This window comes from Hydrogenophaga sp. SL48, assembly GCF_021729865.1.
GTDB lineage: Bacteria > Pseudomonadota > Gammaproteobacteria > Burkholderiales > Burkholderiaceae_C > Hydrogenophaga.
The window spans coordinates 5,035,698-5,055,076 of sequence record NZ_CP063400.1 but is presented as its reverse complement, the minus strand read 5'-3'; the positions used below and the strand labels follow the sequence as shown (position 1 = coordinate 5,055,076).

The window sequence follows — 19,379 nt, the reverse complement described above, 5'->3', positions numbered from 1 at the left end:
AAACGCCCATGACCACCACCCAGTTCCAGGTCCGCAAGGACCGGCTCGACACCACGCGAACCGTCCGGTTGCCCGAAGCGCCCCTGTCCGACGGACAGGTGCGGGTGCGCGTCGAGCGGTTCGCCTACACGTCCAACAACATCACCTACGCCGCGTTCGGCGAGGCCATGGACTACTGGCGGTTTTTCCCGGTGGTGCCGCAGGCCGACGACGCCCCCTGGGGCATCGTGCCGGTCTGGGGGTTCGGCGTGGTGACAGAAACGGCATGTGCCGGGGTGGCCGAAGGTGAGCGCCTGTATGGCTACTGGCCGATGGCCTCGGACGCCGTGCTGCAGCCCGCGCGCGTGTCGCCCGAGGGTTTCCATGACGGCGCACCGCACCGCGCGGCGCTGCACCCGGTCTACAACCACTACCTGCGCTGCGCGGTCGACTCGCTGCACGACCCCGCCAGCGAACCGCTGCAGGCGCTGCTGCGGCCCTTGTTTCTCACCGCCTGGCTGATCGACGACTTCCTGGCCGACAACGCCTTCTTCGGCACGAGCCAGCCGGGCCGGCGGGGCGTGATGCTGCTTTCGTCGGCCAGCAGCAAGACGGCGTACGCCACCGCGGCCCAGCTGGCCCACCGACCGGACGTGGAGGTGATCGGCCTGACCTCACCCGGCAACGTGGCGTTCTGCGAAAGCCTGGGCGTGTACAGCCGCGTCCTCACCTACGACCAGCTCGACGTGCTGCCCAGCGACACGCCCTGCGTGTACGTCGACTTCGCGGGCAATGGCGAATTGCGCAAGGCCATCCACCGCCGGTTCACGGCGCTCGCTTACAGCTGCTCCATCGGCGGCACCCACGTGAACCAGCTGGCCGGCGCGCGCGACCTGCCCGGGCCACGCCCGGTGCTGTTCTTTGCACCGGCGCAGGCCAAGAAGCGCCATGGCGACTGGGGCGCCGCCGGGTTCAACGAGCGCATGGCGCGCGCCTGGCATGCGTTCGTCCAGCAAGTGACCCAGCCTTCGGCCCCCTGGCTGGTGGTGCAGCACCACCGCGGGCCCGAGGCGGTGCAGGCGGCCCACGCGCTGGTGCTGGGCGGGCGCGGCGACCCGCGCCTGGGGCACGTGTTGACGCTGTCGGACGGCGTTTAGGCCCCTTCAGCGCACCGGGATCGCGGTGGCACGGTCCACCGGCACCGCGGTCACCGAGTTCTGCGGCGAGCCTTCGATCACCCGATCGGAGTAGGTGAGGTACACCAGCGTGTGCCGCTTGAGGTCGACCATGCGCACGATGCGCAGGCGCTTGAAGATGAAGCTGGTGCGCTCGCTGAAGATCTCTTCCTGCGCCTGGATGGGTTTGGGGATCGAGATCGGGCCGACCTGCCGGCAGGCGATGGACGCCTCGGATTTGTCCTCGGCGAGGCCGAGCGCGCCCTTGATGCCACCGGTTTTGGCGCGCGACAGGAAGCAGGTGACGCCGGCCACCCCCGGGTCGTCGAACGCCTCGACCACGATCTTGTGGTCGGCCCCGATGAACTTGAACACCGTGTCGACCGAGCCGATCTCTTCGGCCTGGGCGGCGGTGGCGCCGGTGAGCAACAGCAAGGTGAGGGAGAGCGCGAGGTGGCGCATGGCGGGCCTTTGTGAAGGAGTTGCGAATGGCCACACGGTAGCAGGGTCTGCCACACGGTTGGCCATGTTGCACGCCATGAACACCCACACCACCACCCTGCGCACCGCACGCAGCCTGGCCGCCACGCCGGAACGGGTCCAAGCCGCTTCGCCCGTGCCGCTCAGCGCGTGCCCGCCCCCACCAGCATCTCGCACGGGCCCATGAAGCCGTCCGCCCTGGTTTCGAAACGCAGCAAGGTCTGCTCGATCTCTCCCCAGGTGTCGGCGCGTTCGCCTTCACTCAAACCTGCCATCATCTGGTGCAGGGCACCGAAGGACTCCCGCTCGAAGCGCACGCACTCGGCGGCGCTCGGCAGGCGGACCGGGGAATCGACCTTGCGCACCTCCACGTCCCGAAAACCCGCTTGCTCCAACGCCTTCGCCAGCACGCCCTCGGCCCCCAATGAGAACGGCCCCGGTTGCCCGGGCAGGGGTGGCGGCAGCTGCGCGCGGCGCCGGATGATGCCGACCGGCAACGCGAAGAACGGGTTGCGCTCGGCGGTGGAATACACCACCGCAGCGAAGCGCCCGCCCGGCTTCAGCGCGTGGCGGATGCCGGCCAGCGCGCGCTGCTGGTCGGGAAAGTAGATCAGGCCGACACGCGATACCGCGGCGTCGAACGAGGCGCCGGATAACAGATCGTGGCGCTCGCCATCGAGTTCCCGTGTGTCCACGTTCGCCAGCCCGGCCAGTTCGGCCGCCGCCTTGGCGTGGCGCAGGATCGCCGGTGAGATGTCGGTGGCCAACACGTGGCCGCGCGCACCCACGCGGCGCGCCGCGACCAGCGTTTGTTCGCCTGCGCCAGCCGCCACGTCGAGCACGCGCGCGCCGGGGCCGACCGCCGCCATGTCCAGCATGGCCTCGGTGGCCGGGCCCAGCCAGCGCGCCAGCAAGGGGCCCCATCGGTTCCAGGCCTCGGCGGTGTTCTCCCACTGCGCGCGCGTGGTCTGGCGGAACTTCTCGGCGTCGAAGACGGCCGGGGCAGCGGGGGCGGAAACGAGGGCTTCGGTCATGGCGGTGCTCCTTGAACTTGACCGGTGCGACATGCACGGTCGGTCTTCAAGGTATGCCGTGTGCCGGGCATGCTCAAGTCCAGAATCTGGAGTAGGTGTTCTGACAGCGCGCGCATAGACTGGCTCGCATGATCGACTACATGCAGTTCTGTACCGTGGCCCGGGGCGCCGAGGTGTTGGGCGAGCTGTGGACGCCGCTGGTGGTGCGCGAACTGCTGTGCGGCAGCCACCGCTTCAACGACATCCACCGCGGCGTGCCGCGCATGTCGGCCACGCTGCTGACGCAGCGCCTGCGCAAGCTCGAAGAGATCGGCGTCATCGAGCGGCGGCGCGTCGAGAAGAACTGGGAATACCACCTGACGCCCGCGGGCGAGGAATTGCGGCCGATCGTGGTGGGCCTGGGCCACTGGGGCGCACGCTGGATCGGCAGCCGGCTGCGGCCCGAGCAGCTCGACGCCGGCTTTTTGATGTGGGACATCCGCCGTTTCGCACGCATGGATGAGTTCCCCGACGCCGAGCGCACGGTGGTCCACTTCCGCTTCAGCGACGGCCCCGCGACGGAGCGGCTGTGGTGGCTGGTGGTGGAACACCACGTGGCCGACCTGTGCCGCGACGACCCGGGTCACGACGTCAGCGTGCTGGTCGACTCGACAGTGCGCGCGCTCACCGAAATCTGGACCGGCGACAGCGCCCCGGAGCGGGAGATGCAGTCGGGCGACCTGAAGGTGCAGGGCGCGGGACGCAACGGCCAGCGGCTCTGGCGATGGCTGGGACGCAGCATGTTCGCCCCGACGCGCATGACTGCGCAGCAGCGGTAAACACGGCGAGACGCACCTTGGCGCTCACCGCCCTGCTCGCCCTCATCACCCTGGGCGCAGCATCTGCCTCCACACCCTGGCTGCTGCCGGCCTACATGGCATCCCAGCCCCACCGCCACACTCGCCCACGGCGGCGGCCTCAACGCCTGCGGCTGCCGCTGAAACCGCAAGACGGGTGAGTGCCATTGCCACCAGGCGAGGGGTTGTGGGTGTGCGTGTCAGCCTGCGAGGTGCGGGTGAGGGTGGCGAGGCGTTGGTCCGCCAGCGAAAGCGGACACACCATCTTCCCTATGCTCATCCCGTCCTTTCGACCCCACCTCGGTACCCGGATCCACCAATGGCAACACCGAACATCGGGCGCGGGTACGGCCCCAAGCAGCTTGAGGAGTTCGCTAAGGCAGCGCTGAACAAGTAGCCGAATTGAGTGGCCCGCTACGCAAAGGGTTGCCGACGCGGGCAAGCGGCGCGATTCGACCGCGTTCCCTGGACATACCAGCCGTGCTCGCGCACCCGTCGTGCGCAACGGACGCACTCATGCCATGAGGCGCTGACGCGCCAGGTAGATGTTGGCCAAACCCAGCACCACGAACGAGCGCGTGGCGTTCTTGGCGAGACCTCGGTAGCGCACCTTGGCAAAGCCCCAGAGCCGTTTGACCACAGCAAAGACGTGTTCGACCCGGGCGCGGACCTTGGACTTGTTGTGGTTCCTGGAGCGCTCGGCCTCGTCGATATCGCCACCCCTGCGCACGCGCTGGTTGGTGAAGTCCTTGGCCTTGGGGGCCTTCGATCCGATCAACGCTTTCTGGCTGGCGTAGGCACTGTCGCCATACACACGCTGCTCGTTGCCGTGCAGCAGATCGGGCAGCGGGTGCTTGTCGTGCACGTTGGCTGCTGTCACCACAGCGCTGTGCGCCAGCCCGCTGCGGCTGTCCACGCCAATGTGCATCTTCATCCCGAAATACCACTGCTGGCCTTTGCGGGTTTGGTGCATCTCGGGGTCGCGCTGCTTGTCGGCGTTCTTGGTCGAACTGGGCGCGCCGATGATGGTGGCGTCCACGATGGTGCCGGTGCCCACCTTCAAGCCTCGCGCCTGCAGCACCTCCCCCACTTTGGCAAACAGGGCCTCGCCCAGTTTGTGCTGCTCCAGCAGGCGGCGAAACTTCAGCAGGGTGGTCCCGTCAGGCACACGCTCCCGCCCAAGATCGATGCCCACAAAGCGGCGCAGCGCCGTGCTGTCGAGCAGGGCCTCTTCGCAGGCCTCATCGGCCAGGTTGAACCAGTGCTGCACGAAGTACATCCGCAGCATGCGTTCGAGCCCGATCGGTGGGCGCCCGTTGCCGGCTTTGGGGTAGTGAGGTTCGATGACCGAGCACAGCGCCTGCCAGGGCACGATCTGTTCCATCGTCGCCAGGAACGCATCGCGCTTGGTCGGCTTGCGGTACTGCTCGAATCCGTCGCCTTGATCGGCTGCCATCGCCAGGGTCTGTTGCTTCATCTTCACCTTCGTGTCTCGGGTGCATCGATACATGCAAACCTCGCGCCACCCCTGGACTTGTTCAGCGTAGCCCTAAGTCCGTACAGCGCCTGCTAAACGAGACGGCAGGCATGCGCTTGGTGCTTGGCGAGTTGGCCCAGCGCCTCACCAATCCGCGCGCTCGCACATTCGCCCTGCAGGGCATCGGCCGACGCCTGCCGCTGATCGCTCGCGGCGCGCGCAACATCTTCACGCTCTACCCGCCCGATACCGCAGAGCTGCTGTCCTTGGAGACCTGCGATGAGGTGGCCATCCAGTTCCAGGCCTTCGCCATCAACATGTACGGCCTGATGGACAACATTGCGTGGGTCTGCGTTCTGGAGTCGGGCGGCGCGCTGAACCCCTTGAAGGTCGGTCTGTTCAAGCGCGATGTGGAGCCGTACCTTCCCGATGAGCTGAAGGACTATGTTGGCGAGCCGACGCCGCTGACGTGGTTCAATGAATACGGCAAGGCCTACCGAGACTCGACGGCGCACCGGATCCCTCCCTACCTCCCTTCTCGGGCGTACACGACCGAAGAGGGCCAGACCTACCAGGACCTGGATCGTCGCGCATCTGTGGCCCTGACCGAGGCTGGTCGGGCGCATGCCGACGTATCGCGGGCCTTGGGACTGATGGAGCAGTACGAGCAGCTCGTCCAAGAGAAGGAGACGCTTGGCTCGAATAGCCTGCTGGTGGCGCTTTCGCTCAACGGAGAGAACCCCACGCCGCCGGTCTACCTGCATCCCCAGGTTCTATGCGACTGGGGTCTAGCCACAGAGCTGCTGCAGGTGTTCGACCGGTCGCTCCGCGACAAGTTTGGGTGGCCCAAGATGGCCATGCCGAATCTGATGGTTCGGTAGCTGTCTACCCGACGCCGTCTGTCAAAGGGCCGCTGCCAGCCTTGAACAGTCCTCCAACCACCCAACGCTACCCGCGACACCAGCCCAACCACAGACCATCCAAAACAAAAGCCCTGGAAGCACCGCCTCCAGGGCCTTCGCTCTTCTTCCCCTCCTCACCCACCGGACATCAGAACGGGTAGTGCCGCGGCGTCGTCTGCACCGTGATCCAGCGCAGCTCGGTGAAGGCGTCGATGCCGGCCTTGCCGCCGAAGCGGCCGATGCCCGAACCCTTCACGCCACCGAACGGCATTTGTGCTTCGTCGTGCACGGTGGGGCCGTTCACGTGGCAGATGCCGCTGTCGATCTTGCGCGCCACGTTGAAAGCGCGGGCGATGTCGCCGCCGAACACGGCGGCCGAGAGGCCGTACTCGTTGTCGTTCGCGCAGGCAATCGCTTCTTCCACGCCGTTCACGCGCACCACGCACTTCACCGGGCCGAAGGTTTCTTCGTGGTAGATGCGCATGGCCGGGGTCACGTGGTCGAGCACCGTGGCGGGCATGAGCGTGGTGTCGGCCTTGCCGCCGCACGCGAGCTTGGCGCCCTTGGCCAGCGCGTCGTCGATGAGTTGATTGCAGTGGTGGACCGTGCCCATGCCGATCACCGAACCCAGCACCACCGGCTCGGGCTTGCGCGGGTCGCCCAGCGGCAGGGCCTTGGCCTTGTCGGCGAACTTCTTCACGAAGGCGTCGGCGATCTTCTGGTCCACGATGATGCGTTCGGTGCTCATGCAGATCTGGCCGCTGTTGGCAAACGCGCCGAAGGCCGCGCCGTTGACGGCGTCGTCGAGGTTGGCGTCGTCCAGCACCACCAGCGGCGCCTTGCCGCCGAGTTCCAGCACCACGGGCTTGAGGTATTTCGCGCAGGTGGCCGCGATGATTTTGCCCACCTTGGTGGAGCCGGTGAAGTTCACACGGCGCACGGCCGGGTGGGCCACCATGGCTTCGACCACGGCGCCAGCGTCGGCCGGGGCGTTGGTGATGTAGTTCACCACGCCGGGCGGGAAGCCCGCCTCTTGAAACGCTTCGATGATCAGCTGGTGGGTGCGGGGGCAGTTTTCGCTGCCCTTGAGGATCACCGTGTTGCCGCACGCCAGCGGCACGCAGATGGCGCGCACGGCCAGGATGACGGGGGCGTTCCAGGGCGCAATGCCGAGCACCACACCGGCCGGCTGGCGCACGCCCATGGCGAGCGAGCCGGGCACATCGGACGGGATCACCTCGCCCGACACCTGCGTGGTCAGCGCGGCGGCTTCGCGGATCATGCCGGCGGCCAGGAACACGTTGAAGCCGCCCCACATGCCGGTGGCACCGGTCTCGGCCGACACGGCTTCGATGAACGCGGGCGTCTTGGCTTCGAGCGCATCAGCGGCCTTGAGCAGCAGGGCGCGGCGCGCGCTCGGCCCCGTTTCGCTCCAGGTCTTGAAGGCTTCGGCGGCGGCTTCCACCGCCATCACGGCATCGGCCGGCGAGGCGGCGGGTGCGCGTGTGGCCACGCTGCCGTCGAGCGGGTTGCGGCGCTCGAAGGTGGCGCCTTTTTCGGCGGTGACTTTGAGGCCGTTGATGAGCATGGACATGTCGGACATGGGGTTCTCCTTTGAAATCAGAAATGAAACCGTTTGGACTGAGCAAGATCCCGTTCGGGCTGAGCTTGTCGAAGCCTTCACACCACCGTGTGGGTGAGCCCTTCGACAGGCTCAGGGCGAACGGGGTGGGTAGGTATCAAGCTGTCGTTGCCACAGCCTTGCGGCGCTGCACGGCATCGGCCGCGCTGGTGGTGCCACTGACGGGGTCCTTGTCAGCACCGAGGTAGGCCTCGCGGATCACGGTGGAGCGCGCGAGCAGCTTCGCCGGCCCGCTGGCCACCAGCGTGCCGCGCTCCATCACGTAGCCGCGGTCGGCCACGGCCAGCGCCTTCTTCACGTTCTGCTCCACCATCAGAACGGTGGTGCCGGCGTCCGCGATGCGGCGCACGATGGTGAGCAGCTCGTCCACCATCTTCGGCGCGAGGCCGAGCGAGGGTTCGTCGAGCATGAGCAGGCGCGGCGCGCACATCATGGCGCGCGCCACGGCCACCATCTGCTGCTCGCCGCCGCTCATGGTGCCGGCCAGTTGCGTGGCGCGCTCCTTGAGTTTGGGGAAGTCCACAAAGGCCCGGGCCAGCCGCTCGGCGCGCAAGGCCTTGGGCACCAGCCAGCCGCCGAGTTCGAGGTTTTCCGTCACCGTGAGTTGCGGGAACAGCTGGCGGCCTTCGGGCACCAGCGCCACACCGGCCTGCACGATCTGATGCGTCTTCTCGGGCATCTCGGTGCCGTCGAGCAGCACCGATCCGCCGCGCGGGATCAGGCCGTTGAGCGCCTTGAGCAGCGTGGTCTTGCCCGCGCCGTTGGGGCCGAGCACCACGGTGAGGCCGGGCTGGATGTCGAGCTGCAGATCGCGCAGCACGAGGAAGGCGCCGTAGCCGGCTGAGAGGCCGTTCACCTTGAGGCGTGCGCGCGCGCCGCCACCGAGTTCAAAGGGGGTCGGGCGGTACCACATCATGCGGCGGCCTCCTCGGCGGTCGGTTCGTTCATCTCGTCGCCCAGGTAGGCCTCGATCACCTCGGTGTTGCGCACCACCTCGGCGGGCGTGCCGTCGGCGATCTTCTTGCCCTGGTGCAGCACGATCACGCGCTCCACGTGGCGCAGCAGCGTGGTCACGGCGTGTTCGATCCAGACCACGGTGAGGTCGAGCTCGTCGCGCAGGCGGCGGATCAGGCGCGCCATCTCCTCCACCTCGTTTTCGGTCAGGCCGGCGGCCACTTCGTCGAGCAGCAGCATGCGCGGGCGCGTGGCCAGGGCCATGCCGATTTCCAGCAGGCGCTGCTGCGAGGGTGTGATGGCCGCGGCCGGCAGATCGGCCTGGGCACCCAGGCCGATGAGACCGAGGATGCTCTCGGGCGTGCGCAGCACCCACGGCACGGTGGTCTCTTCGCCCCACCAGATGTACTTGCGTGGCCGGCGGCCCGCGAACTTCAGGCCGAAGGCGATGTTGTCGCGCACCAGCATGTCGGGGAAGGTGCGCGGCGTCTGAAAGGTGCGCGCCAGACCATGGGCCGTGAAGCGGTGCGGGCCCTTGCCGCTGAGCTCGCGCCCCTGCATCAAAAGCGCGCCGCTGGTGGCCTGGGTGACGCCCGAAATGGCGTTGAAGAAGGTGGTCTTGCCCGCGCCGTTGGGGCCGATGATGCCGACGAGTTCGCCCGGCATGAAGCGTGCGCTCACGGCGTCCACGGCGGTGAGGCCGCCGAAGCGCACGGTGATGTCGCGGGCGTCTAGGAGAGGCTGGCTCATTGCGGTGCTCCTGGGCGCGCGCGGCCCTCACCCCGGCCCTCTCCCGCAAGCGGGAGAGGGAGTGAAAGCCCCCTCGCCCGCTTGCGGGAGAGGGTTGGGGTGAGGGTGCATTCAAAACACATCGCGTCGCTCCCGCAGTGCTTTCTCGCGTTGCTTGCTGCGTTTCGTCTCGCCACTCAGGTCGTCGCGCATTTCAATCCACCACGCCTTGGCGCCATCGCGCCAGCCCCGGAAGGTCTCGGCGCGCAGCGAGGCCAGGCCACCCGGCAGATACAGCACCGAGAGGATGAGCAGCAGGCCGAGCGACATCATGTAGATCTGCGGCACCTGCAGGCGCAGCGTCTCGGCCAGCACGCTGAACACGATGGCCGCGATCAGGGGCCCCCACAACGTCGCCGCGCCGCCGATCAGCGCGATCAGCACGGTCTGGAAACCGATGAAGGGGTTGAACACGGTGTGCGGGTCGATGTAGGTCCAGCGCACCGACATGGCCGCGCCCACCGCGCCGGCCACCGCAGCGGTGAGCGCGAAGCCGGCGATCTTGATCCAGCGCGTGTTCACGCCCAGCGTCTGGGCGCGCTGCTCGTCGGCGCCGATGCCGAGCATGGCGAGACCAAAGCGCGTGCGCCGGATGGTGATGGACAGCGCCACCGTGATCACAGCCAGGGCGAGCACGGTGAGGTAGATGGTGTCGCGCTCGGGCACCACCATGAGCACGCGGCCCACGGTGCCGGTGACGCTTTTCTCGAAGTAGCTGATGGCGTGTCGGATCAGCTCGGTCATGCCGAAGGTGAGCACCGCAAAGTAGGTGCCGCGAAGGTGCAGCACCGCCGCGCCCATGACCACGGCCACCGCCGCGGCAATCAGGGAGCCCATGGCGATGGCCTGCACCCACGACAACTGCTCCAGCAGGATGGCGCTGGTGTACGCCCCGATGCCGAAGAAGGCCGAGGTGGCCAGCGACAGGTAGCGCGTGGTGCCGCAGAACAGCGCCCAGCTCGACGAGAGCGCGATGTACATCAGGCAGGTGAGCGCCATGGACACGGCGAACTCGCTGGCGAAGCTGGGCAGCGCCAGCGCCCAGCCGGTGAGGCCGAAGAGGACCAACAGATCGCGGATGAGGAATTGTCTTGAGTTCATGACTTGCGGCTTTTCCGGGTGAAGAGTCCTTCAGGCCGCAGCAACAGCACACTGATGAAGACCACGTAGCTCAACAGAGCCTTGAGCGAGGGGTTGGTGAAGTGCATGCCCAGGGCTTCGATCACCCCCAGCAACAGGCCACCGGCCAGCGCACCGCCCATGCTGCCGAAGCCGCCCAGCGTGATGACGATGAGCGCGGTGATGGTGTAGGGCTCGCCCATGGAAGGGCTGATGGTGTACGCCATGGAGATCAGGCAACCGGCCACGCCCGAGAGGCCCAGGCCGATGCCGAACATGAGCGGGTGCAGGCGCTGGGTGTTGATGCCCATGAGCTGCGCGCCGGTGGGCGACTGCATGAGCGCGCGCACGCCCTTGCCCAGCAGCGTGGTGCGCATGAGCACGATGAGCGCGCCCGAGAACAGCAGGGCCAGCGCAAACACCAGCAGCTTGTTGCCGGCAAACTGCGCCTCCCCCATGGGCAGCGGGATCTGCACCGGCTCGGTGAGGAAGTCGTAGCCGCGCAGATCGCCACCCCACATCCACGACGCGAAGTTCTGCACCAGGAACATGAGGCCGAAGGCCACCATGAGGCCGCGGGCTTCAAAGATGTCGAGGTTGGGCGAGGTGGCGGTGAGGCGGCGGAAACACAGGCGGTGGATCACCCACCCCAGCACGAACAGCATGGCGAACGACACCGGCACCATGAACAGCGGATTCAGCCCCAGCGAGGTCTGCGCCATCCAGGTGAGGTAAGCCCCCACCATCAGGAACTCGCCGTGCGCGATGTTGAGGATGCGCATCAACCCATACTGCAGGTTCAGCCCGAGCGCGACGAGCGCGTAGATGCCCCCGGTGATGAGACCGGAGGCGAGGAGTTCGAGCCAGGCGGAGAAGGACATGGGATTTGGGGGGCCGGAAACACAACCCCGTTCGCCCTGAGCTTGTCGAAGGGCTCACGCAGACATGGCTGGATGGGCTTCGACAGGCTCAGCCCGAACGGCTGGGGTTTGGTGATGGACTCAGGTCCTGCGAACAGCGCAGGACCAACGGTGTGTCACTTCCACGCGGGCTTGTTGGGGTTCAAGGCTGCAGTCGCCACCGACTTCGGCCACACCACCTCGAACTCCCCGTTCTGCCACTGACCCACGGTCCCTGGCGTGCCCACGTTCTCGCTGCCGTTGAACTTGATGTCGCCCAGAATCGTCTTGTGCGTGGTGTTGGCCACGTAGTCCCGGATGGCCTTGCGGTCCAGACCAACCTGCTTGCAGGCGTTGGTGAGGATCTCCAGCCCCGACCAGCAGGCGCCGCTGGCCCAGCGATCGGGTTCCTTGCCGGCGAACTTCTTGGTGTGCGCGTCGAAGTAAGCCTTGGCGGCCGGGCTGGTCTTGCCGTTCCACGAGCCCATGCCCAACACGCCTTCGGCGCCGGCGGGCGTCATCACGTTGCGGTAGAGCTGGAAGGCCGTGCCCACCGAGGCGTAGAAGAACTTCGGGTTGAAGCCCACTTCCTTGGCCTGGCGGCTGGCCAGGATGGTGTCGGGCGGGTAGGTGAAGCCCACGAACGCGTCCGGGTTCTTGTCCTTCATCGAGCGCAGCACGGGCGAGAGGTCTTTCACACCACCGGGGTAGCTCTTGTCCTCCACCAGCGTGATGCCACTGCCCTGCAGCGCCACCTTGAAAGCGGCGAAGTTCTCCAGGCCGAACAGGTCGTCCACATAAATCAGCGCCACGGTCTTCACGCCGTTGGCCTTGAGCATGTCGACCAGCGCGTTGGTCATGGGCGCGGGCTGCTGCAGCAGCAGGAAGAAGTACGGCAGGCGCATTTCCACCAGGCGCTTGCTCAGTGCGGTGGGCGCCAGGAACGGGTACTGGAACCGGTTGGCCAGCGGGGCCACGGCGAAGTTGGCGTTGGAGCCCCAGGGCGGCAGCACCAGATCGACCTTGTCGCTGCCCATGAGTTTTTCGTAGGTGCGAACCACGGTCTCGGTGTCGCTGCGGTCGTCGCTGCTGATCAACTCGATCTGCCGCTTCACGCCTTTCACGTCGAGGCCGCCCGCGGCATTCTGCTGCTCGGCCCAGAGCAGGTAGTTGGGCTCCTGGCTCACCTGCGCGCCGCCCGTCCAGGGGCCGGTGCGCGACATCGAATAGCCGACGCGCACCGGCGCGGACTGCGCCATGAGTTGCGGGGCAAAGGACATGGCGCCCACCGAAGCGGCGGCGCCCTTGAGGATCAGACGGCGGGTGGACTGGACCATGGCTTGTCTCCTGTGGTGTTCGACTGGCAGAGACCTTGATGCTAGTGAGCTGGCCGCCGGCGGGCTTTGCTGACGATGCACAAGCCGCTTGCCGGAACGTGCACACGCATGCGGGAAAACCCCCAACCCTGCCCACCCCAGGGATGTGGGTGCCCCACCATAATTTCCGCACCCCCCTGCTGGAGACCGCATGACCCCTTCGCCCGTGATGAGCACCGACGCTGTCGCCCCCGGCGAACGCGCTGCCGCCTGGCGCGACTGGGTGTGGCGGCACTTCGGCGGCCTGGAGTCCGACCTGTACGGCGACACCGGGTTCGACGGCCACATGAGCGCCTCGCACGCCGGTGACGTGGTGCTGACCAAGCTGGAAGCGAACCGGCACCGCGTGCTGCGCAGCCCCAAGCTGGCCAGCGCCAGCGACACCAGCTACCTCAAGATCGTCGCCCCCTGGCAAGGCAGCGCCGCGGTCGAGCAGCACGGGCGGCAGGCCTGGGTGCGGCCGGGCGGCTGGGCCATCTACGACACCACCGGCAGCTACGAAATCGCCAACCCGGAGCGGGTGGAGCACCTCATCGTGATGCTGCCCAAGCAGCAGTTCATCGAACGGGGCCTGCGGCTGGAACCCCTGATGGCGCGCCATGTGGGCGGCGCCAGCGGCATTTCACGTGTGGCCCTGGAGACCATGCGCAGCACCTACCAGGAGCTGCCCGCCATGAACGCCACCACCGCCCGTGGAGTGGGCGAGATGATCATCGAGCTGGTGCGCCTGTCGCTGCAGGAACTGGCCGGCCGCGAGAGCGCCACCACCCAGCTCGAAGCGTTTCGCGACCGCATCCGCGAACACATCGGGCAGCACCTGCGCGACCCGGGCCTGTCCATCGAGCGCATCGCGCAATCGATGAACTGCAGCAAGCGCCACCTGCACAACGCCTTCAGCACCGAGGACGACACGCTGGCACACCACATCCTGCGGCGCCGTTTGCAGGCCTGCATGCGCGACCTGAAGAACCCGGCCCTGGCGCAGCGCACGATCACGGACATCGCGTTTTCATGGGGCTTCAACAACGGCGCCCATTTCAGTCGCGTGTTCCGGGAACACGCCGGTCTTTCGCCCAGCGACTTCCGGGACACCGCGCTGCGCCAGTCGGCAGCGGCCTGAGTCAGCGCAGCGCGCAGGCCTGCGCCACCCGCAGCGCCATGCGGTGCAGCGCGTCCCACGGGTCGGCCGGCCAGTCGGGCTGCTTGAGGCCCTTGACGATACCGTCCACCGTGTGTGCGTCCTGCAGCCACTGGGCCAGCTGGGCGGGCCGGATCAGCGGCAGCGCGCGCTCCATCAGCTTTTCCTTCAAGCCCCAGACCCGGTTTTCGCGCAAGGCCATCGGCAAGGGGCGGCCGGCGTCCATCGCGTTGCGGATGCGGTTGAGCGTGCGAATGTCTTCGGACAGCGCCCAGTGCACCAGCACGGCGGCTTCGCCCTCGGCCTGCAACCCGTCGAGCATGCGTTGCACACGCAGCACCTGGCCGCCCAGCACGGCTTCGGCCAGCTTGAACGGGGTGTAGCGGGCCACGTTGAGCACCGCGTTTTCGACCTGCTCCAGCGACAGCTCGCCGGCCGGGTACAGCAGCCCGAGCTTCTGGATCTCCTGGTGCGCGGCCAGCAGGTTGCCCTCGACGCGGTCGGCAAAAAACTGCAGCGTGCGCTGGCCTTCTTCCCCCGCCGCGACGCGCTGACCCTGCTGCTGCAGGCGCTGCGCGATCCAGGCCGGCAGCGCCTGGCGCTCGACCGGGTCCACCTTCACCGTCACGCCAAAGCTGTCGAGCGCAGCAAACCAGGCGCCCTTCTGCGTGGCGGCATCCAGGCGAGGCAGCAGCACCAGCGTGAGCGTGCTGTCGTTGTCCCGCGCGGCCTCGGCCAACTGCTGCAGGACCTGAGAGCCGTCCTTGCCGGGCTTGCCTGAGGGCACCCGGATTTCGATCAGTTGTTTGTCAGCGAACAGGCTCATGGAGCCCCCGCTGGCGAGCACCTCGCTCCAGTCAAAGTGAGCCCCGGCCACCGTGTGCACGGTGCGCTCGGTGTAGCCCTGCTCGCGCGCCACGGCGCGGATGGCGTCTGCCGCTTCCTGGATCAGCAGCGGCTCGTCGCCGTGCAGGGTGTAGAGAGACTTGAGTCCGCGCTGCAATTGCCCGGCCAGCTGCGGGGCGGCCACCTGCATGGCGTCAGAGCGACTTCACGGCGGCCAGGCGGCGCAGCACCTGCTGCGCGATATCGCCTTCCATGTCGTGGAACATGGTGTTCTCTTCCGCCGCCTTGGCCAGCGCGGCGGTTTCCGTGAAGCTGATGTCGCGCTCCAGCAGCAGCTCGGTGTCGTCGATCAGGACCTTGCCTGCTACCGTGCTCAGACGGAAGCGGAAACGCACGCGCAGCGTCAGCTCCCGCACCTGACCCGAGTCGGTCTGTCCCGACACCACACGCTCATGATGGTCACGGGCCACATGCAAAACCACCTGCACGGGCACCGCTGCGGGGGTGGTCTGCGCGGCCTTGGAGGCGTTGGCCACCTGGATGCCGGCGGACACCATCGCCTGCTGGAGGGCTCTGGACACCTGCGTGTTCTCGAACCCGGTCACCAACACCGATTCAAACGCGAACTTGGGCGCCTGGCGCAAGGCAAAACCGCACCCCCCCAGGCCAGCGGTCGCGAGCAGCGCACCCGCGCTGGCCAGCGCCCTCAGCGCCACGCGCCGCCCGGACAAGGAAGGCTCCGGCGTCTCGCGGGAGGACTGGGGGGCGAAGGGGGTGTTGGGTTTCATGACGCGACTTTTATACCACCACGTTGACCAGACGGCCCGGCACCACCACGACCTTTTTGGGCGCAGCGCCATTGGCCTGTTTGACGAAGGCCTCGCTGGCCAAGGCCGCAGCTTCGATGGCGGCCTTGTCGGCGCTGGCCGGCACGGTGACGCTGCCGCGCAGCTTGCCGTTGATCTGCAGCATGAGCTCGATCTCGTCGCGCTGCAGCGCGGCCTCGTCGGCCTGCGGCCAGGGCGCGTCGAGCAGCTCGCCCGAGGCGGCGGCGTAGCCGAGCTCGGTCCAGAGGCTGTGCGCGATGTGCGGCGTGGCCGGGTAGATGCAGCGCAGCAGCATGCCGAAACCTTCGGCCAGCGCGGCGTTGTCACCGGCGGAGCCGTCGCCCTTGAAGTCGTCCAGGGCGTTGAGCATCTTCATTGCGCCCGAGACCACCGTGTTGTATTGCATGCGCTGGTAGTCGTAGTCCACCTGCTTGAGCACGGTGTGCACCTCCAGGCGCAGCGCCTTGGCCGCCTTGGACAGCGACTGCGTGCCCACGCTGGCCGCGAGCGCGCCCAGGTCCGCCGTGGCCGAGAGCTTGTTGCCAAAGCCCCAGACGCGGCGCAGAAAGCGGTAGCTGCCTTCCACCGCCGCGTCGTTCCACTCCAGCGTGGCCTCGGGCGGCGCGGTGAACATGGTGTACAGGCGCGCGGTGTCGGCGCCGTACTTCTCGATCAGGTCCTGCGGATCGACGCCGTTGTTCTTGGACTTGGACATGGTGCCCACGCCCTCGTAGTCGATCGCAGTGCCCACCGGCAGCGTGACCCCGCTGGACTCCACCGCCTTGATCAGCTTCGCGCCAATCACCTTGCCCGCTTCGTCGAACACGTGCTCCACGTCCTGCGGCCAGAAGTAGTCCTTGCCGCCCTTCTCGGTGCGGCGCGAGTAGATGTGGTTGAGCACCATGCCCTGGGTCAGCAGCTTGCTGAAGGGCTCGTCCACCTTCACGAGGCCGAGGTCGCGCATGACCTTGGTCCAGAAGCGCGCGTAGAGCAGGTGCAGGATGGCGTGTTCGATGCCACCGATGTACTGGTCCATCGGCATCCAGTAGTCCGCGCCCTCGGCCACCATCTTCTCGCTGTTGGTCGGGTCGCAGTAACGCATGAAGTACCAGGACGAATCCACGAAGGTGTCCATGGTGTCGGTCTCGCGCCGCGCGGGCTTGCCACACACCGGGCACACCACGCCAGCATGGAAGCCTTCATGTTTGTGCAGCGGGTTGCCCGAGCCGTCGGGGATGCAGTCCTGCGGCAGCACCACCGGCAGGTCTTTTTCAGGCACCGGCACCGCGCCGTGTTCCGCGCAGTGGATGATGGGAATGGGCGTGCCCCAGTAGCGTTGGCGGCTGATGCCCCAGTCGCGCAGGCGGAAGGTGGTCTTCTTCTCGCCCAGGCCTTGGGCGGCCAGCAGCTCGGCGACCTTGTCGACGGCGGCCTTCTGACCCAAGCCGTCGAGCACGCCGGAGTTGACGCACACGCCGCGCTGCTTGTCCCCGTACCAGTCGGCCCAGGCGAATGCGGAAAAAATCTCGCCTTCCACGGCCACCACCTGCTGGATCTTCAGGTCGTACTTCAGTGCAAACGCGAAGTCGCGCTCATCGTGCGCCGGCACGCCCATCACGGCGCCGTCGCCGTAGCTCATGAGCACGTAGTTGCCGACCCAGACCCCGACCTGCGCGCCGGTGAGAGGGTGCGTGACGAACAGGCCGGTGGCCATGCCCTTCTTTTCCTGCGTGGCGAGCTCGGCTTCGGTGGTGCCGCCGGTCTTGCATTCTTCGATGAACGCCGCCAATGCGGGGTTGGTCAATGCGGCGTGGTGGGCCAGCGGGTGCTCGGCGGCCACGGCGCAGAAGGTCACGCCCATGATGGTGTCGGCGCGCGTGGTGAAGACGTACATCCTGCCGTCGCCGATCAGCGCGCCGTCAGCGCCTTGGATCGAGTGCGGGAAGGCAAAGCGCACGCCCTCGCTCTTGCCGATCCAGTTCTCCTGCATCAGGCGCACCTTGTCGGGCCAGCCGTTGAGGGTCGCCTTGGGGTTGCCCAGCTGCACGTGGTCGAGCAGCTCGTCGGCGTAGGACGTGATGTTCAGGTAATAGCCGGGGATTTCGCGCTTTTCCACCGTGGCGCCGGTGCGCCAGCCCTTGCCGTCGATCACCTGCTCGTTGGCCAGCACTGTCTGGTCCACCGGGTCCCAGTTGACGATCTGGGTCTTGCGGTAGGCGATGCCCTTCTCCAGCATCTTCAGGAACAGCCACTGGTTCCATTTGTAGTACGTCGGGTCGCAGGTCGCGACCTCGCGGCTCCAGTCGATGGCCAGCCCCATGGCCTGCATCTGCTGCTTCATGTAGGCGATGTTTTCGTACGTCCATTTGGCCGGTGGCACGCCGTTCTTCAGCGCCGCGTTTTCGGCCGGCAGGCCGAAGGCGTCCCAGCCCATGGGCATCAGCACGTTGTGACCGTTCATGCGCAGGTAACGCGTGAGCATGTCGTTGATGGTGTAGTTGCGCACATGGCCCATGTGCAGCTTGCCGCTGGGGTAGGGCAGCATGGAGCAGGCGTAGAACTTCTTCTTGCCGGCGACCTCGGTCACGCGGTAGGCGTCGTTGGCGTTCCAGTGGGCGTGCGCGGCGCGCTCGACATCCTTGTGGGCGTATTTTTCTTGCATGAACCAGGGACCGGACCGGGCCGGTGAATGAAAGGGGCAGCGCGCTGCGTAGCCCCCGATTTTAGGGCTTGGGGCGCCCTGCCCGCCGCAGGCGACAGCGCTCAGCGCGTCGGCGCCGGCGCGGTGGTCGCACCCGTGGCCGGATCGGCCACAAAACCGATGCGCGACAGGCCCACGCTCTGGGCCAGGCCGATCAGCTGCACCACGCGACCATAGGGCACGGCCGTGTCGGCGCGCAACTGCAGCTCGGTCTCCGGGTCGCGCTGCGCGGTTTGCGTCAGGCGCTGCTTCAGGGTGGCGGCGTCGACCGGCTGCTCGTCCCAGAACACCTGCCCCTGGGGGTCCACGCTGATCGAAATGAACGCCTCGGGCTCTGCCGATGCGGCCACCGGCTCGCTGGCTTTGGGCAGCTCCAGCTCCAGCCGGCTGGACATGAGTGGGGCCGTGATGATGAAGATCACCAGCAGCACCAGCATCACGTCGACCAGCGGCGTGACGTTGATGTCGCTCATCGGTTCGTGCCGGGCGGGCTTTTCCAGCCTTCCGAAGCTCATCTCGGGGCCTCGCTGTGCACGAGCAACTCGCGCAGATCGCGGGCAAACCCCTCCAGATCGGCCTCGATGCGACCGATCTGGCGACCCAGCACGTTGTAGGCCAGCACGGCGGGAATGGCCACCGCCAGACCGGCGGCCGTCATGACCAGTGCCTCGCCCACCGGGCCAGACACCTGCTCGATGCGGAACTTGCCGTCCACACCGATGGCCGTGAGCGCGTTGTAGATGCCCCAGACCGTGCCCAGCAGGCCCACGAACGGGGCCGTGGAACCCACGGTGGCCAGCAGCACCTGCCCATATTGAAGACGGTGCAACACACGGTGCAAAGCGTCGCGCAGCACGCGGGTGAGCTGCTGCGAGCGGTCGCCGGCGGCGGCCAGGGTTTGCGGCGCGGCCTGCTCGATGGTGCGGGCGGCCTCCAGCAGCGGCAGCACCAGACGGCGGGAGTCAAAGCCGTTCAGGCGCTGCTGGGCTTCGTCCAGGTAACCGGCCTGCCAGAACGCGGCGGTGGAGGTGTGCACGTCGCGCACCGCGCGCCGCAGCAGCCAGCCCTTCCAGAGAATCACCACCCAGCTCGCGACCGACATGGCCAACAGCAGCAAGGCCACGCTGCGGCTGACCGCATCGCCCTGCCAAATGGTTTGCCAGACGCCGCCCATGTGTGGATCTCCTGAAAAAGAAAAGGGTGCG

18 protein-coding genes are annotated in these 19,379 nt (G+C 67.3%); 4 read left to right on the top strand and 14 right to left on the bottom strand.

The window, feature by feature from the left end; translation table 11 throughout:
- Positions 1 to 8: 8 nt before the first annotated feature.
- The gene (locus IM738_RS24065) at positions 9 to 1,136 is read left to right on the top strand and encodes a DUF2855 family protein (protein WP_236963538.1); all 1,128 of its coding nucleotides are present in this window, start codon (positions 9 to 11) and stop codon (positions 1,134 to 1,136) included.
- A 6-nt stretch (positions 1,137 to 1,142) separates the two neighbouring features.
- Here the strand turns inward: IM738_RS24065 and IM738_RS24060 are convergent, their stop codons facing one another.
- Both IM738_RS24060 and IM738_RS24055 read right to left on the bottom strand, forming a co-directional pair.
- Positions 1,143 to 1,616, bottom strand: coding sequence for a CreA family protein (locus IM738_RS24060; RefSeq protein WP_236963537.1), 474 nt, complete (start codon positions 1,614 to 1,616; stop codon positions 1,143 to 1,145).
- 161 nt (positions 1,617 to 1,777) lie between these two features.
- Entirely contained in the window at positions 1,778 to 2,668 is an 891-nt protein-coding gene (locus tag IM738_RS24055) for a class I SAM-dependent methyltransferase (RefSeq protein ID WP_236963536.1), read from the bottom strand.
- 128 nt (positions 2,669 to 2,796) lie between these two features.
- On the opposite strand from IM738_RS24055, the gene IM738_RS24050 reads away from it, so the two are divergent.
- The gene (locus IM738_RS24050) at positions 2,797 to 3,486 is read left to right on the top strand and encodes a winged helix-turn-helix transcriptional regulator (protein WP_236963535.1); all 690 of its coding nucleotides are present in this window, start codon (positions 2,797 to 2,799) and stop codon (positions 3,484 to 3,486) included.
- A 532-nt stretch (positions 3,487 to 4,018) separates the two neighbouring features.
- Here IM738_RS24050 and IM738_RS24045 read toward each other — a convergent pair.
- Positions 4,019 to 4,981: an IS5 family transposase gene (locus IM738_RS24045; protein WP_236962291.1), complete on the bottom strand. Its 963-nt coding sequence runs from the start codon at positions 4,979 to 4,981 to the stop codon at positions 4,019 to 4,021.
- 110 nt (positions 4,982 to 5,091) lie between these two features.
- Between IM738_RS24045 and IM738_RS24040 the strand changes: the two genes are divergently transcribed.
- Positions 5,092 to 5,862 (top strand): hypothetical protein, encoded by a 771-nt coding sequence (locus tag IM738_RS24040; protein WP_236963534.1) that lies wholly within the window; start codon positions 5,092 to 5,094, stop codon positions 5,860 to 5,862.
- A 169-nt stretch (positions 5,863 to 6,031) separates the two neighbouring features.
- On the opposite strand, the gene IM738_RS24035 is transcribed toward IM738_RS24040, so the two are convergent.
- The 6 genes from IM738_RS24035 to IM738_RS24010 all read right to left on the bottom strand — a co-directional run bounded on the left by IM738_RS24035 (position 6,032) and on the right by IM738_RS24010 (position 12,623).
- Positions 6,032 to 7,486, bottom strand: coding sequence for an aldehyde dehydrogenase (locus IM738_RS24035; RefSeq protein WP_236963533.1), 1,455 nt, complete (start codon positions 7,484 to 7,486; stop codon positions 6,032 to 6,034).
- Between the two features lie 136 nt (positions 7,487 to 7,622).
- Positions 7,623 to 8,441, bottom strand: a complete 819-nt coding sequence (locus IM738_RS24030; protein ID WP_236963532.1) for an ABC transporter ATP-binding protein — start codon at positions 8,439 to 8,441, stop codon at positions 7,623 to 7,625.
- On the bottom strand, positions 8,438 to 9,229 hold the full coding sequence (locus tag IM738_RS24025; protein WP_236963531.1) for an ABC transporter ATP-binding protein: 792 nt from the start codon (positions 9,227 to 9,229) through the stop codon (positions 8,438 to 8,440). Before IM738_RS24025 ends, IM738_RS24030 begins: the two co-directional genes overlap by 4 nt.
- 111 nt (positions 9,230 to 9,340) lie before the next feature.
- Positions 9,341 to 10,369, bottom strand: a complete 1,029-nt coding sequence (locus IM738_RS24020) for a branched-chain amino acid ABC transporter permease (protein WP_236963530.1) — start codon at positions 10,367 to 10,369, stop codon at positions 9,341 to 9,343.
- Entirely contained in the window at positions 10,366 to 11,268 is a 903-nt protein-coding gene (locus IM738_RS24015) for a branched-chain amino acid ABC transporter permease (RefSeq protein ID WP_236963529.1), read from the bottom strand. Before IM738_RS24015 ends, IM738_RS24020 begins: the two co-directional genes overlap by 4 nt.
- 155 nt (positions 11,269 to 11,423) lie before the next feature.
- The gene (locus IM738_RS24010) at positions 11,424 to 12,623 is read right to left on the bottom strand and encodes an amino acid ABC transporter substrate-binding protein (RefSeq protein WP_236963528.1); all 1,200 of its coding nucleotides are present in this window, start codon (positions 12,621 to 12,623) and stop codon (positions 11,424 to 11,426) included.
- 190 nt (positions 12,624 to 12,813) lie between these two features.
- Between IM738_RS24010 and IM738_RS24005 the strand changes: the two genes are divergently transcribed.
- Positions 12,814 to 13,782 carry a helix-turn-helix domain-containing protein gene (locus IM738_RS24005; RefSeq protein ID WP_236963527.1) on the top strand — a complete coding sequence of 323 codons (969 nt, stop codon included), beginning with the start codon at positions 12,814 to 12,816 and terminating at the stop codon, positions 13,780 to 13,782.
- Position 13,783: 1 nt separating this feature from the next.
- Here the strand turns inward: IM738_RS24005 and holA are convergent, their stop codons facing one another.
- From holA to IM738_RS23980, 5 genes are all read right to left on the bottom strand, one after another.
- Positions 13,784 to 14,836, bottom strand: coding sequence for a DNA polymerase III subunit delta (gene holA / locus IM738_RS24000; RefSeq protein ID WP_236963526.1), 1,053 nt, complete (start codon positions 14,834 to 14,836; stop codon positions 13,784 to 13,786).
- A 4-nt stretch (positions 14,837 to 14,840) separates the two neighbouring features.
- On the bottom strand, positions 14,841 to 15,434 hold the full coding sequence (locus IM738_RS23995; protein ID WP_236963525.1) for an LPS-assembly lipoprotein LptE: 594 nt from the start codon (positions 15,432 to 15,434) through the stop codon (positions 14,841 to 14,843).
- A gap of 10 nt (positions 15,435 to 15,444) precedes the next feature.
- Positions 15,445 to 18,135 (bottom strand): leucine--tRNA ligase, encoded by a 2,691-nt coding sequence (gene leuS, locus IM738_RS23990; protein WP_236963524.1) that lies wholly within the window; start codon positions 18,133 to 18,135, stop codon positions 15,445 to 15,447.
- A 101-nt stretch (positions 18,136 to 18,236) separates the two neighbouring features.
- Positions 18,237 to 18,689 carry an ExbD/TolR family protein gene (locus IM738_RS23985; RefSeq protein ID WP_236963523.1) on the bottom strand — a complete coding sequence of 151 codons (453 nt, stop codon included), beginning with the start codon at positions 18,687 to 18,689 and terminating at the stop codon, positions 18,237 to 18,239.
- Positions 18,686 to 19,348, bottom strand: a complete 663-nt coding sequence (locus tag IM738_RS23980; RefSeq protein WP_236963522.1) for a MotA/TolQ/ExbB proton channel family protein — start codon at positions 19,346 to 19,348, stop codon at positions 18,686 to 18,688. Before IM738_RS23980 ends, IM738_RS23985 begins: the two co-directional genes overlap by 4 nt.
- Positions 19,349 to 19,379: the final 31 nt, after the last annotated feature.